Annotated in this window: 10 protein-coding genes; 3 read left to right on the top strand and 7 right to left on the bottom strand. The window is 59.6% G+C overall.

What is annotated here, in order from left to right; translation table 11 throughout:
• Positions 1–38 precede the first annotated feature (38 nt).
• Positions 39–1571, top strand: coding sequence for an NADH-quinone oxidoreductase subunit M (gene nuoM / locus HKK52_RS31715; RefSeq protein ID WP_123403083.1), 1533 nt, complete (start codon positions 39–41; stop codon positions 1569–1571).
• A 7-nt stretch (positions 1572–1578) separates the two neighbouring features.
• The gene (gene nuoN / locus HKK52_RS31710) at positions 1579–3042 is read left to right on the top strand and encodes an NADH-quinone oxidoreductase subunit NuoN (protein ID WP_123403085.1); all 1464 of its coding nucleotides are present in this window, start codon (positions 1579–1581) and stop codon (positions 3040–3042) included.
• A 561-nt stretch (positions 3043–3603) separates the two neighbouring features.
• Here nuoN and HKK52_RS31705 read toward each other — a convergent pair.
• From HKK52_RS31705 to HKK52_RS31680, 6 genes are read right to left on the bottom strand one after another with little or no spacing between them, the layout of a single operon-like run.
• Positions 3604–5346 carry an ABC transporter substrate-binding protein gene (locus HKK52_RS31705; RefSeq protein ID WP_169374026.1) on the bottom strand — a complete coding sequence of 581 codons (1743 nt, stop codon included), beginning with the start codon at positions 5344–5346 and terminating at the stop codon, positions 3604–3606.
• Between the two features lie 47 nt (positions 5347–5393).
• Complete coding sequence (locus HKK52_RS31700; protein WP_033049407.1) at positions 5394–5666, bottom strand: DUF2160 domain-containing protein; 273 nt, start codon at positions 5664–5666, stop codon at positions 5394–5396.
• Positions 5667–5676: 10 nt separating this feature from the next.
• The gene (locus HKK52_RS31695; protein ID WP_169374025.1) at positions 5677–6477 is read right to left on the bottom strand and encodes a carbohydrate ABC transporter permease; all 801 of its coding nucleotides are present in this window, start codon (positions 6475–6477) and stop codon (positions 5677–5679) included.
• 8 nt (positions 6478–6485) lie between these two features.
• Entirely contained in the window at positions 6486–7352 is an 867-nt protein-coding gene (locus HKK52_RS31690; protein WP_169374024.1) for a carbohydrate ABC transporter permease, read from the bottom strand.
• Positions 7349–8446 (bottom strand): ABC transporter ATP-binding protein, encoded by a 1098-nt coding sequence (locus HKK52_RS31685; RefSeq protein WP_169374023.1) that lies wholly within the window; start codon positions 8444–8446, stop codon positions 7349–7351. Before HKK52_RS31685 ends, HKK52_RS31690 begins: the two co-directional genes overlap by 4 nt.
• The gene (locus tag HKK52_RS31680) at positions 8446–9540 is read right to left on the bottom strand and encodes an ABC transporter ATP-binding protein (RefSeq protein ID WP_169374022.1); all 1095 of its coding nucleotides are present in this window, start codon (positions 9538–9540) and stop codon (positions 8446–8448) included. The genes HKK52_RS31685 and HKK52_RS31680 overlap by 1 nt, the downstream gene beginning before the upstream one ends.
• Positions 9541–10010: 470 nt before the next feature.
• Between HKK52_RS31680 and HKK52_RS31675 the strand changes: the two genes are divergently transcribed.
• Positions 10011–11837 (top strand): sigma-54-dependent Fis family transcriptional regulator, encoded by a 1827-nt coding sequence (locus HKK52_RS31675; RefSeq protein ID WP_169374021.1) that lies wholly within the window; start codon positions 10011–10013, stop codon positions 11835–11837.
• 128 nt (positions 11838–11965) lie between these two features.
• Here the strand turns inward: HKK52_RS31675 and cysS are convergent, their stop codons facing one another.
• Positions 11966–13348 (bottom strand): cysteine--tRNA ligase, encoded by a 1383-nt coding sequence (cysS, locus tag HKK52_RS31670; RefSeq protein WP_169374020.1) that lies wholly within the window; start codon positions 13346–13348, stop codon positions 11966–11968.
• Positions 13349–13350 lie beyond the last annotated feature (2 nt).

Genomic DNA, 13350 nt, shown 5'->3' with positions numbered 1-13350 from the left:
ATGAACCTTGCGAACTTGCGAAAGGAATTGAGCCCGTCATGATTCTGCCTTGGCTAATCCTGATCCCCTTCATCGGCGGCCTGCTGTGCTGGATGGGTGAGCGCTTCGGCGCTACCCTCCCCCGCTGGATTGCGCTGTTGACCATGACCCTGGAACTCGCTCTCGGCCTCTGGCTGTGGGCCCACGGTAACTATTCATTTGCTCCGGCGCCTGGCGCCGATCCGGTCTGGGCGCTTGAGTTCAAGCACATCTGGATCCAGCGCTTCGGCATCAGCGTGCACCTGGCCCTCGACGGCCTGTCGCTGCTGATGATCCTGCTGACCGGTTTGCTGGGTATCCTCTCGGTACTCTGCTCGTGGAAAGAGATCCAGCGTCACGTCGGTTTCTTCCACTTGAACCTGATGTGGATCCTGGGCGGTGTCGTCGGCGTGTTCCTCGCCCTCGACCTGTTCATGTTCTTCTTCTTCTGGGAAATGATGCTGGTGCCGATGTACTTCCTCATCGCGCTCTGGGGTCACAGTTCTTCGGACGGCAAGAAAACCCGGATCTACGCGGCGACCAAGTTCTTCATCTTCACCCAGGCTTCCGGCCTGATCATGTTGGTGGCGATCCTGGGTCTGGTGCTGGTCAACTTCAACAGCACCGGCGTGATCACGTTCAACTACGCCGACCTGCTGAAAACCAAGATGTCGCTCACCACCGAGTACATCCTGATGCTCGGCTTCTTCATCGCCTTCGCGGTGAAGCTGCCGGTCGTGCCGTTCCACTCCTGGTTGCCTGATGCTCACGCCCAGGCGCCAACCGCAGGTTCGGTCGACCTGGCCGGTATCCTGTTGAAGACGGCGGCTTACGGTCTGCTGCGTTTCGCCCTGCCGCTGTTCCCGAATGCCTCGGCCGAGTTCGCGCCGATCGCCATGACCCTCGGTCTGGTCGGGATCTTCTACGGTGCGTTCCTGGCCTTCGCCCAAACCGACATCAAGCGTCTGATCGCCTACTCCTCCGTTTCCCACATGGGTTTCGTGTTGATCGGCATCTACTCCGGCAGCCAACTGGCGCTGCAGGGCGCAGTGATGCAGATGCTGGCGCACGGTGTGTCGGCCGCTGCACTCTTTATCCTGAGTGGTCAGTTGTACGAACGCACCCACACCCGCGACATGCGTGAAATGGGTGGCCTGTGGTCGAAGATCGCTTACCTGCCGGCCATCAGCCTGTTCTTCGCCGCTGCTTCCCTGGGCTTGCCGGGTACCGGTAACTTCGTCGGTGAGTTCCTGATCCTGATCGGCACCTTCGCCGCTGCGCCGTGGATCACTGCGATCGCGACGTCGGGCCTGGTGTTCGGTTCGGTCTACTCGCTGATCATGATCCATCGTGCCTACTTCGGCCCGTCCAAGTCGGACGCGGTGCTGCATGGCATGGATGGTCGCGAACTGATCATGGTGGTCGGTCTGGCGGTACTGCTGATTTATATCGGCGTGTACCCGCAACCGTTCCTCGACACTTCTGCCGCGACGATGCATGGCGTGCAGCAGTGGCTCGGTACCGCCTTCACTCAACTCGCTTCGGCCCGGTAAGAGCGCTATGGAATTCACGACTCAACACTTTATCGCGCTCGCGCCGTTGTTGATCACCACCGCCACGATCATCGTGGTGATGCTGGCCATCGCCTGGCGCCGCAACCACTCGCAGACCTTCCTGATTTCCGTGGCGGGTTTGAACCTGGCGTTGCTGTCGATCCTGCCAGCCTTGAAAGTCGCGCCCCTGGCCGTGACACCGCTGCTGCAGATCGATAACTTCGCTTGCTTGTATATGGCGCTGATCCTGGTCGCCACCCTCGCTTGTGTGACCCTCGCCCACGCCTACCTCGGCGATGGCGGCACGGGTTACCCGGGCAACCGCGAAGAACTGTACCTGCTGATCCTGATGGCCGCCGCCGGTGGCCTGGTTCTGGTCAGCGCGCAACACCTGGCCGGGTTGTTCATCGGTCTGGAACTGTTGTCGGTGCCGGTCTACGGTCTGGTGGCTTATGCCTTCTTCAACAAGCGTTCGCTGGAAGCCGGTATCAAGTACATGGTGCTGTCGGCCGCCGGTTCGGCGTTCCTGTTGTTCGGTATGGCGCTGCTGTATGCCGACTCCGGCAGCCTGAGCTTCGTCGGTATCGGTCAAGCATTGGCCGCTACTGGCCTGCCAAGTTCCCTGGCGCAAATGGGCCTGGGCATGATGCTGATCGGCCTGGCGTTCAAGCTGTCGCTGGTACCGTTCCACCTCTGGACCCCGGACGTTTACGAAGGGGCTCCTGCGCCGGTTGCCGCGTTCCTCGCCACGGCTTCGAAAGTCGCCGTGTTTGCGGTGATGGTGCGTCTGTTCCAGATCTCCCCTGCTGCCAGCAGCGGTGTTCTGAGCGACGTGCTGACCATCATCGCCATCGCGTCGATCCTGTTCGGTAACCTGCTGGCACTGACCCAGAGCAACCTCAAGCGTCTGCTGGGTTACTCGTCCATCGCCCACTTCGGTTACCTGCTGATCGCCCTGGTGGCGAGCAAGGGTCTGGCCGTGGAAGCCATCGGCGTGTACCTGGTCACCTACGTGATCACCAGCCTCGGCGCGTTCGGCGTGATCACCCTGATGTCCTCGCCGTACAAAGGCCGGGACGCCGACGCCCTGTACGAATACCGCGGCCTGTTCTGGCGCCGTCCGTACCTGACCGCCGTACTGACCGTGATGATGCTGTCCCTGGCCGGTATCCCGCTGACCGCGGGCTTCATCGGCAAGTTCTACATCATCGCTACCGGCGTCGAGTCGCATCAATGGTGGCTGGTCGGTTCCCTGGTACTGGGCAGCGCCATCGGCGTCTTCTACTACCTGCGCGTGATGGTCACCCTGTACCTGATCGAGCCGAACCTGCGTCGCCACGATGCGCAACTGCACTGGGAACAAAAGGCAGGCGGCGTGATGCTGCTGGCCATCGCCGCACTGGCGTTCTTCCTTGGGCTGTATCCGCAGCCGTTGCTGGTCCTGGTTCAACAGGCCGGGTTGGCGGGTTGATCGCTTAAGCGATACGCGGTAGAAAACAGAAACGGCACCTTCGGGTGCCGTTTTTGCGTTTTAGGGTTTCAAGATCAAAAGATCGCAGCCTTTGGCAGCTCCTACAGAACGCACGCCGTCCCTATGTAGGAGCTGCCGCAGGCTGCGATCTTTTGATCTTATTGCTTTCCCCTCTTTCGGAAAATGCCTGCGTGGCAGTAGGCATCGGCTGACATCCGACTCAAGGCATTTGCCATTAACTTCGTTGATTGGATATCGACAGAGATCAAACAATGAAGCGTGATATTTTTGCCGAACTCATGGACGGTTTGGAGTTTCTTGCAAAGAATCGGCAACAACAGGTGATCAGTGTTTTTGAGGATAGGGTTCGAGCAGGAGAAGTCTGTTGCCTGTGCCGCAGCCTTCGCGAGCAAGCCCGCTCCAACAGTGGTTCGGGGTTGCTCACAAATAATGTGTTTGCCACGGATCCCTGTGGGAGCGGGCTTGCTCGCGAAGGCGGTCCATCAGCCACAAATAAAAACGGCACCTTTCGGTGCCGTTCGCCTTTCTCAGTACAGAAGCTTACTTACGCGCATCCGCCCACGATTTCAACAGTTCGGTGTAGCTAACCGTTTCACCTTTAGGCTTCTCATTCGCCAATTTAGGTTTCGGCGCCCCCGGTTGATCAAACCAATACTGCGCATCCCGTTCCGGGTTCATTTTCGGTCCGCACACCGGTTGCACCTTGGAGCGTTCGAGCCGCGTCATGATCGCGTCCTGGTCCTTGGCCAGGCCATCGAGCGCCTGTTGTGGGGTTTTCTCGCCGCTGGCGGCTTCGGCGATGTGGCTCCACCACAGTTGTGCCAGACGTGGATAGTCCGGCACGTTGGTCCCGGTCGGGGTCCATTGCACGCGGGCCGGGCTGCGGTAGAACTCGACCAGGCCACCCAGTTTCGGCGCCAGGTCGGTCATGGCTTGGGAGTTGATGTCCGACTCGCGAATCGGTGTCAGGCCGACAATGGTTTTCTTCAGGGACACGGTTTTCGAGGTCACGAACTGCGCGTACAGCCAGGCCGCGAGTTTTTGTTTTTCAGGCGTGGATTTGAGGAAGGTCCAGGAACCCACGTCCTGATAGCCCAGCTTCATGCCCTCTTCCCAATACGGGCCACGCGGCGATGGCGCCATGCGCCATTTCGGCGTGCCGTCGGTGTTCATCACCGGCAGGCCAGGCTTGGTCATGTCGGCGGTAAACGCGGTGTACCAGAAGATCTGCTGGGCGATGTTGCCTTGGGATGGCACCGGGCCGGATTCGGAGAAGGTCATGCCTGCCGCTTCCGGCGGCGCGTAGGCCTTGAGCCAGTCGACGTATTTCTGCGTGGCGAAGACCGCCGCCGGGCCGTTGGTGTCGCCGCCGCGAGTCACGCTGGAACCGACCGGGTGACAGTCCTCCACGCGAATCCCCCACTCGTCCACCGGCAAGCCATTGGGAATGCCCTTGTCGCCGCCACCGGCCATGGAGAACCAGGCATCGGTGAAACGCCAACCCAGGGACGGGTCTTTCTTGCCGTAGTCCATGTGCCCGTAGATGCGCTTGCCGTCGATTTCCTTGACGTCTTCGCTGAAGAACTTGGCGATGTCTTCATAAGCCGACCAGTTCACCGGTACGCCCAATTCGTAGCCGTATTTTTCCTTGAACTTGGCTTTGAGCTCCGGCCGTTCGAACCAGTCGGCGCGGAACCAGTAGAGGTTGGCGAACTGCTGGTCGGGCAGTTGATAGATCTTGCCGTCGGGCGCGGTGGTGAAGGAAATGCCGATGAAGTCCTTGATGTCCAGGGTCGGCGAGGTGAAATCCTTGCCTTCATTGGCCATCAGGTCGGTGATCGACTCGGTCTTGCCATAACGAAAGTGCGTACCGATCAGGTCCGAGTCGTTGACCCAGCCGTCGTAGATGCTCTTGTCCGACTGCATCACGGTCTGCAGCTTTTCCACCACGTCGCCTTCTTGCAGCAGGTCGTGGGTCAGCTTGATCCCGGTGATTTCAGTGAAGGCCTTGGCCAGCACCTTGGACTCGTATTCGTGAGTGGTCAGGGTTTCCGAGACGACCTTGATGTTCATCCCGCGAAACGGCTCAGCCGCCTTGATGAACCATTTCAATTCCGCGAGCTGTTGATCGGCCGTCAGGGTGGACGGCTTGAATTCGCTGCCGATCCACTTTTTCGCCGCGTCTTCGTAAGCATCGGCCCAGGCCGTCGCGCTCAAACCGCTGAGTGCCAGCAGGGCTGCCAATGAAATGCTATGTCGCAGCTTATTGTTTTTGTCGAACATAGAGACCTCCTGTTTAAGTTTCGGAGCAACTTTGCCGAGCGATTCGACTAGCCCCAACGCATCACAGCCAACAGCCACACCAGGGACAACGCGGACGCGACCCAGATGCTCCAGTCGGTGACGCCGATTACCAGCAGATGCAGGTAGGCGCTGCCGAGAAGACCGATAAATAAGCGATCGCCACGGGTGGTGGCAATCGGCAACAAACCCCGCCGCAGGATGCTCGGCGAACGCAATTCCCAAGTCGTCATGCCCACCAGAATCAGGCCTATGACGATGAAAAACACCGCTGTCGGGACCGTCCAGCTCATCCATTCCATCATCAGCTCCTCAGACCCGGCCCAGGGCAAAGCCCTTGGCCACGTGGTTGCGAACAAACCAGATCACCAGCATGCCCGGCAGGATGGTCAACACCCCCGCCGCCGCCAGCACGCCCCAGTCGATACCGGACGCAGAGACCGTGCGGGTCATTACCGCCGCGATCGGTTTGGCGTTGACCGAGGTCAGCGTGCGCGCCAGCAGCAGTTCGACCCAGGAAAACATGAAGCAGAAGAACGCCGTCACACCGATGCCCGAGCCAATCAACGGCACGAAAATCTTCACGAAGAACTTCGGAAAGCTGTAGCCATCAATGTAGGCGGTTTCGTCGATTTCCTTGGGAACCCCGGACATGAAGCCTTCCAGAATCCACACCGCCAGCGGCACGTTAAACAGGCAATGGGCCAAAGCCACGGCGATGTGGGTATCGAACAGGCCGATCGAGGAATACAGCTGGAAGAACGGCAGCAGGAACACCGCCGGCGGCGCCATGCGGTTGGTCAGCAGCCAGAAGAACAAGTGCTTGTCGCCGAGAAAGCGATACCGCGAGAACGCGTACGCCGCTGGCAACGCCACACTCAGCGAAATCACCGTGTTCAGACTCACGTAATACAGCGAGTTGAGGTAACCGGTGTACCAGGCCGGGTCGGTGAAGATCACCTTGTAGTTGGCCAGGGTGAAATCCTGCGGAAACAGCGTCAGCCCGCCGAGGATTTCGGTGTTGCTCTTGAAGGACATGTTCAGCAGCCAGTAGATCGGCACCAGCAGGAACAGGATGTAGATCAGCAGCGGAATGAGCTTTCTTTTACTCATGGCAGACCTCAGCGGTTGGCGTCAGAGTGAGTCATGGCCGTGTAGAACAGCCAGGACACCAACAGGATGATCAGGAAGTACACCAGCGAGAAAGCCGCCGCCGGGCCGAGGTCGAATTGCCCTACAGCCATCTGGGTCAAGGTCTGACTCAAGAAGGTCGTGGCATTCCCCGGACCACCGCCGGTGAGCACGAATGGCTCGGTGTAGATCATGAAGCTGTCCATGAAGCGCAACATCACGGCGATCAGCAGCACGCTCTTGAGTTTGGGCAACTGGATATGGCGGAACACCGCCCAGGCCGACGCCCGATCAATCCGCGCCGCCTGGTAGTACACGTCCGGAATCGCCCGCAGACCGGAGAAGCACAGCAGCGCCACCAGCGAGGTCCAGTGCCAGACGTCCATCACCAACACGGTGACCCAGGCGTCCATGGTGTTGGACGCATAGTTGTAGTTCATGCCCATCGCATTGAGGCTGGAACCGAGCAAACCGATGTCCGCGCGGCCGAAGATCTGCCAAATGGTGCCGACCACGTTCCACGGGATCAGCAGCGGAATCGCCAGGATGATCAGTACCAGCGACGACCAGCGGCCCTTGGTCGGCATGGTCAGGGCGATGCCGATGCCCAGGGGGATTTCGATCAGCAGCACGCAGCCGGAATAGATGAACTGCCGCAGCAGCGAGTCGTGCAGCCGTGGATCGAGCAGCACCTGTTTGTACCAGTCGGCGCCGACGAAGTAGCGGCTGGACTGGTCGAAGATGTCCTGCACCGAGTAATTGACCACGGTCATCATCGGGATCACCGCACTGAATGCCACCAGCAGGAACACCGGCAACACCAGCCACCAGGCCTTGTTGTTCTGCACCTTGTTCATGGCTGCACCTCCAGTAGGTAATCGTCGGCATAGACCATCAACCACTGCGCCGGAAAACTGATATACGCCGTGCCTTCGGGCACCGGTTTGTCTTCGGCCAGGCGCACTTTCAGCGGTGCACCGTCGAGGTTGAGGGTCATGATCTTGTAGGTGCCGAGGTCTTCGATGTGTACGACCTGTGCCTGCATCGCGTCATCAAATGGCTCGTCCCACACGTGGACGAACTCCGGGCGGATGCCGACCTTCAGGGTTTTCCACGGTTTGTCGGCGATTTGTTGCTGCATCGCGTCGGAAAGCGGCAAGTGCGTCGAAGCGAACCCGACACCGCCGGGCTGCGGCTGCACATCGATCAGGTTCATCCCCGGGCTGCCGATGAAATAGCCGACAAAGGTGTGGCTCGGCCGTTCGAACAGTTCCCGTGGCGTGCCGAACTGCACGATCTGCCCGCCGTACATCACCGCGATCTTGTCGGCAAAGGTCGAGGCTTCGAGCTGATCGTGGGTGACGTAGACCATGGTGATGTTGAACTGCTCGTGGATCTGCTTGAGCTTGCGTCGCAGCTTCCACTTCAGGTGCGGGTCGATCACCGTCAGCGGCTCATCGAACAGGATCGCCGACACGTCATCGCGCACCAGGCCACGGCCCATGGAGACTTTCTGTTTTTCGTCGGCGGTGAGGTTACGGGCCTTTTTGCTCAGCAGCGCCTGGAGGTCGAGGACCTCGGCAATTTCCTGCACCTTGCTGTGAATTTTCGCCTCGTTCATGCCCTGGTTTCGCAGCGGAAACGCCAGGTTATCGAACACGGTCATGGTGTCGTAGACCACCGGAAACTGGAACACCTGGGCGATGTTGCGCTTCTCCGGGGTCAGGTCGTTCACGACTTTGCCGTCAAACAGCACCTGGCCCTGGGACGGGCTGAGCAACCCGGAAATGATGTTAAGCAAGGTCGACTTGCCGCAGCCCGACGGTCCGAGCAAGGCGTAGGCCCCACCCTGTTCCCAGACGTGGTCCATCTCGCGAATCGCGTAATCCTCGGGGCCGCTTGGCGTGCGGGTGTAGCTGTGGGCGAGGTTCTGCAAACGGATTTCGGCCATCAGGCAACCCTCGCGATACGGCGACCGGGCGCCTGGACCAGCCGCCCCTGCATATCGAACACAAACAGTTTATGGGTCGGGATATAGATGCGAATCGGCGCATCGACGTCGTATTCGTGGACGCCCGGCAAGTGCAGCACCAACAGGAAATGCTCGTTGCGCACATGCAGGAAAGTTTCCGAACCGCTGATCTCGGCCACCTCGACGGTCACCGCCAGTTCCAGGTCGTCGTCGTTACTCGGCACCAGCGAGATATGGCTCGGGCGCACGCCAAACCGGAACTCGCCCTCGCCCACCGGGCGCAGATCGACGTTCAACGGGAAGTGCACGAAATTGGCGAAACTGACTTCGTTGCCGGCAATACACCCCGGCATCAGGTTGATCGGCGGCTCGGAAAACAACTCCGCCGCCAGCACCGTTTGCGGCTGGTGATAGACCTCGGAGGACTTGCCGCTCTGGATCACCCGGCCTTCGTGGAGAATGGTGGTGGTGCCGCCCAGCGCCAGGGCTTCGTTGGGTTCGGTGGTGGCGTAGATGGCGATGGTGTGCCGCGCCTTGAACAGCTCGCGCATTTCCTGGCGCAGTTCTTCGCGCAGTTTGTAGTCGAGGTTGACCAGCGGTTCGTCGAACAGGATCAGCTCGGCATCCTTGACCAGCGCCCGGGCCATGGCCGTACGTTGTTGCTGGCCGCCGGACAGTTCCAGCGGATGGCGCTGGAGAAACTTCTCGATGCGCAGCATCTTCGCGGTTTCCAGCACTTTGCTCTGGATCAGTTCGTTGGAAACCCCGCCCTGACGCAACGGCGAGGCGATGTTCTCGAACACCGTCATGGTCGGGTAGTTGATGAACTGCTGATAAACCATCGATACGTTGCGCAGCCGCACCGGGCGCTGGGTGACGTCGACGCCGTTCATCAGGATGCGCCCGCTGTCGGGCTTGTCCAGGCCGGCCATCAGGCGCATCAGGCTGGTTTTGCCGGACAGGGTGCGGCCGAGCAAAACGTTGAAGGATCCGGGTTCGAAAACAAGGCACGCATCGTCGATCCAGGTCTGGCCCTCGACGGTACGGCTGACGTGCTCCAGGGTGAGTGACATGGCTCGGCCTTTTTTATTATTTGGAGTCAAGCGACCGTAGCGATAGAGCGACATTCGTGCCAGAAAACACAAGTCTTTGATCGGGCTTGAAAAACCTGCGAAAGCGCGGAAAACCGCGTTCGTTGCTGAACAGAAATGAACAATCGCGACTGAACAATTGAACAGTTCGACGGTTGACAATGAACAATAGTGAACAACAATCTACGGATGCTTTTACTGCGAGAAATCCCGAATTGCGCACGTCCTTGTAGCAGCTGCCGAAGGCTGCGTTCGGCGACGCAGTCGTCGTAAAGTCAGGCGCCACTGTGTGTCAGGATGACCGCGAATACAGGTTTTACGACGACTTCGTCGCCGAACGCAGGCTTCGCCAGCTGCTACAGGATCGCCTCAAGCCGTAGCAACCTGTAAAAAAGCACAATGCGTTTACCCATAACAAAAACAATAAAAGCTTTGCTCAGAGATCGACTGCCATGGCCGTACCTGCCTCGCCGCTCTCCCACGACGCCATCATCCAGGACTCCTGGTCCCGTTGCCGCGCGTTCGGTCTCAACCATCACAGCGTGCCGACCTTCGACCAGCTGCCGGCCGACGGCATCGCACAATTGCTGGAGAGCCAGCATTCCCTGGTGCAGACCACCCATCAGGAAGTTCTGCCGTATTACGAGAACATCCTGAGCAACTCCAATTGCCTGATCATGCTCGCCGACAACCAGGGCCAGGTGCTCACCTCCTGGGGCACCCAGCGCTTTATCGAACCGAGCCTGACCCGTGGCTTCAGCGCCGGCGCCAGTTGGATGGAGCGTTGCAGCGGCACCAATGCCATCGGCACCGCCCTGGCCTGCGAGCAGGCGGTGCATATCGAGCACGATGAACACTTTCTGAAAGCCAACCGCTTTATGACGGGGTCTGCCGCGCCGATTTTCGATGCCGAGCGCAAGGTCATCGCCGTGCTCGATGTGTCCAGCGACAGCTACCTGCCGCCGTCCCACACGCTCGGCATGGTCAAGATGATGAGCCAGACCGTGGAAAACCGGCTGATCCTCAACCTGTTCCATGGCCAGCATTTTCAACTGACCTTCAACACCGGGCTGAACAACCTCGACAGCCAATGGGCCGGGTTGCTGATTTTCGATGAGACCGGGCAAGTGCTGTCGGCCAATCGCCGGGCTGATAATTTGCTGGGGATCAGTCTGTCCCGGGTCAGTGTCGAGAGCTTGTTCAAGGTGTCGCTGCTGGAGTTGCTGAACCAACCCGATGGCTTGCCATTTGCCCTGCAAGCCTCCGGGCGTAACCGTTTCCAGTGTTTGTTGAAGCGGCCGAAGCAGGCGCCGATTCAGGCGCGGGTGTTTGCAGAACCCCGCGTTGCAACGCCAACAGCGATCAGCCTGAACACCCTGCACTTCGGCGACAGTCGCGTGGAAAAAGCCGTACGCCAGGCCGAGCGCTTGCTGGAGAAAGACATTCCGCTGCTGATCCACGGCGAAACCGGAGTCGGCAAGGAAGTCTTCGTCAAAGCCCTGCACCAGGCCAGCTCCCGCAACAAACAACCCTTCATCGCCGTCAACTGTGCAGCGATCCCCGCCGAACTGGTCGAGTCGGAGCTGTTTGGCTACGAGAAAGGCGCATTCACCGGCGCGAACCAGAAAGGCAGCATCGGCCTGATTCGCAAGGCTGATAAAGGCACCCTGTTCCTCGATGAAATCGGCGACATGCCGCTGCCGACTCAGGCGCGGTTGTTAAGGGTTTTGCAGGAACGTTGCGTGCAGCCGGTGGGCAGCAGCGAGTTGTTCCCGGTCGACATTCGCATTATTTCGGCGACCAACCGTTCGTTGCGCGAACAGGTGCAGCTCGGACGGTTCAGGGAAGATCTGTATTACCGGATCGGCGGTTTAACGCTAGAGCTGCCGCCATTACGGGAACGCAGCGACAAACAGGCACTGTTCAAACGGTTGTGGGAGCAACACCGCGAGCCGTCGCAATGGGCCGGGTTGAGCCGTGAAGTCATGGAATTGTTCGGCCGTCATCCATGGCCGGGGAATCTGAGGCAGGTCAGCAGCGTGATGCAGGTCGCGTTGGCCATGGCCGAGGAGCAACCGGTGCGGCCCGAGCATTTGCCGGATGATTTTTTTGTCGATCTGGAGATGGAGCCGGTGGAGACGCCGGAGCCATTGGCGGTGGATTTGAATGATGCCGAAGATTTAAATCGGTTGTTGCAGGCGGCCGGGGGGAATATCTCGCATTTGGCCCGTAGGTTAGGCGTTAGCCGAAACACTTTGTACAAACGTCTGCGGCAGTGATCGTTCCCACGCTCCGCGTGGGAATGCAGCCCGGGACGCTCCGCGTCCCTTCCAAAGCCGAACGCGGAGCGTCCGTGGAGGCATTCCCACGCAGAGCGTGGGAACGATCAGTGAGGCAAGCGCAGCGATCAGTCAGCCAAACGCCAGGTCGTGCCGCCCTTGCCGTCTTCCAGCACCACGCCCATGGCGGTGAGCTGGTCGCGGATGCGGTCGGATTCGGCCCAGTCTTTGCCGGCACGAGCCGCCAGACGCGCAGCAATCAGCGCATCGACTTGCGCCGCATCAACCCGCCCTTCAGCGCCGGCCTGCAGGAAGTCATCCGCCTCAAGCTGCAACACACCCAAAACGCTGGCCAGTTCTTTCAAGCGAGCCGCCAGACCCGCCGCCGCATTGAGATCGCTCTCACGCAGACGGTTGATCTCGCGAACCATCTCGAACAGCACCGCGCACGCTTCCGGCGTGCCGAAGTCGTCGTTCATCACCTGGGTGAAGCGCTCGACAAAGGCATCACCGCCAGCAGGCGCGACGTTCGGCAGGCCTTTCAACGCGTGGTAGAAACGCTCGAGTGCGCCCTTGGCGTCCTTGAGGTTGTCTTCCGAGTAGTTGATCGCGCTGCGGTAGTGGCTCGACACCAGCAGGTAACGCACGACTTCCGGGTGGTACTTTTCCAGCACGTCGCGAATGGTGAAGAAGTTGTTCAAGGACTTGGACATCTTCTCGCCATTGATGCGAATCATGCCGCAATGCATCCACGCGTTGGCGTAGGTCTTGCCGGTGGCCGCTTCGCTCTGGGCGATTTCGTTTTCATGGTGCGGGAACTCAAGGTCGCTGCCGCCGCCATGAATGTCGAAGGTCTCGCCCAGGCAGCAAGTCGACATCACCGAGCATTCGATGTGCCAGCCCGGACGACCGTCGCCCCACGGCGATGGCCAGCTCGGCTCGCCCGGCTTGGCGCCTTTCCACAGCACGAAGTCCAGCGGGTCCTGTTTCGACTCGTCGACTTCGATCCGCGCGCCGATGCGCAGGTCTTCGATCTTCTTGCGCGACAACTTGCCGTAGCCCATGAACTTGGCTACGCGGTAGTACACGTCGCCATTGCCCGGGGCGTAGGCGTAACCCTTGTCGATCAGGGTCTGGATCATGGTCTGCATGCCAGCGATGTGGTCGGTGGCCCGCGGTTCCATATCCGGCTTGAGAATGTTGAGGCGCGCCTCGTCCTCGTGCATCGCGGTGATCATGCGCTCGGTCAGCACGTCGAACGGCTCGCCGTTCTCCTTGGCCCGATTGATGATCTTGTCTTCAATGTCGGTGATGTTGCGCACATAGGTCAGGTTATAACCGCTGAAACGCAACCAACGGGTGATCAGGTCAAACGCGACCATGCTGCGGCCGTGGCCAATGTGGCAGTAGTCGTACACGGTCATCCCGCAGACGTACATGCGCACATTGTTGCCATCCAGCGGCTTGAACACTTCTTTGCTCTTGGTGAGCGTGTTGTAGATCGTTAGCACTT

This window comes from Pseudomonas sp. ADAK2 (assembly GCF_012935755.1).
Lineage (GTDB): Bacteria > Pseudomonadota > Gammaproteobacteria > Pseudomonadales > Pseudomonadaceae > Aquipseudomonas.
This window is presented reverse-complemented; position numbering and strand designations above follow the sequence as displayed.

What these genes read in the sequence shown, in the direction of transcription:
- nuoM (WP_123403083.1), top strand. Translation starts at nt 39, where the DNA reads ATGATTCTGCCTTGGCTAATCCTGATCCCCTTCATCGGCGGCCTGCTG.
- nuoN (WP_123403085.1), top strand. Translation starts at nt 1,579, where the DNA reads ATGGAATTCACGACTCAACACTTTATCGCGCTCGCGCCGTTGTTGATC.
- HKK52_RS31705 (WP_169374026.1), bottom strand. Translation starts at nt 5,346, where the DNA reads ATGTTCGACAAAAACAATAAGCTGCGACATAGCATTTCATTGGCAGCC.
- HKK52_RS31700 (WP_033049407.1), bottom strand. Translation starts at nt 5,666, where the DNA reads ATGGAATGGATGAGCTGGACGGTCCCGACAGCGGTGTTTTTCATCGTC.
- HKK52_RS31695 (WP_169374025.1), bottom strand. Translation starts at nt 6,477, where the DNA reads ATGAGTAAAAGAAAGCTCATTCCGCTGCTGATCTACATCCTGTTCCTG.
- HKK52_RS31690 (WP_169374024.1), bottom strand. Translation starts at nt 7,352, where the DNA reads ATGAACAAGGTGCAGAACAACAAGGCCTGGTGGCTGGTGTTGCCGGTG.
- HKK52_RS31685 (WP_169374023.1), bottom strand. Translation starts at nt 8,446, where the DNA reads ATGGCCGAAATCCGTTTGCAGAACCTCGCCCACAGCTACACCCGCACG.
- HKK52_RS31680 (WP_169374022.1), bottom strand. Translation starts at nt 9,540, where the DNA reads ATGTCACTCACCCTGGAGCACGTCAGCCGTACCGTCGAGGGCCAGACC.
- HKK52_RS31675 (WP_169374021.1), top strand. Translation starts at nt 10,011, where the DNA reads ATGGCCGTACCTGCCTCGCCGCTCTCCCACGACGCCATCATCCAGGAC.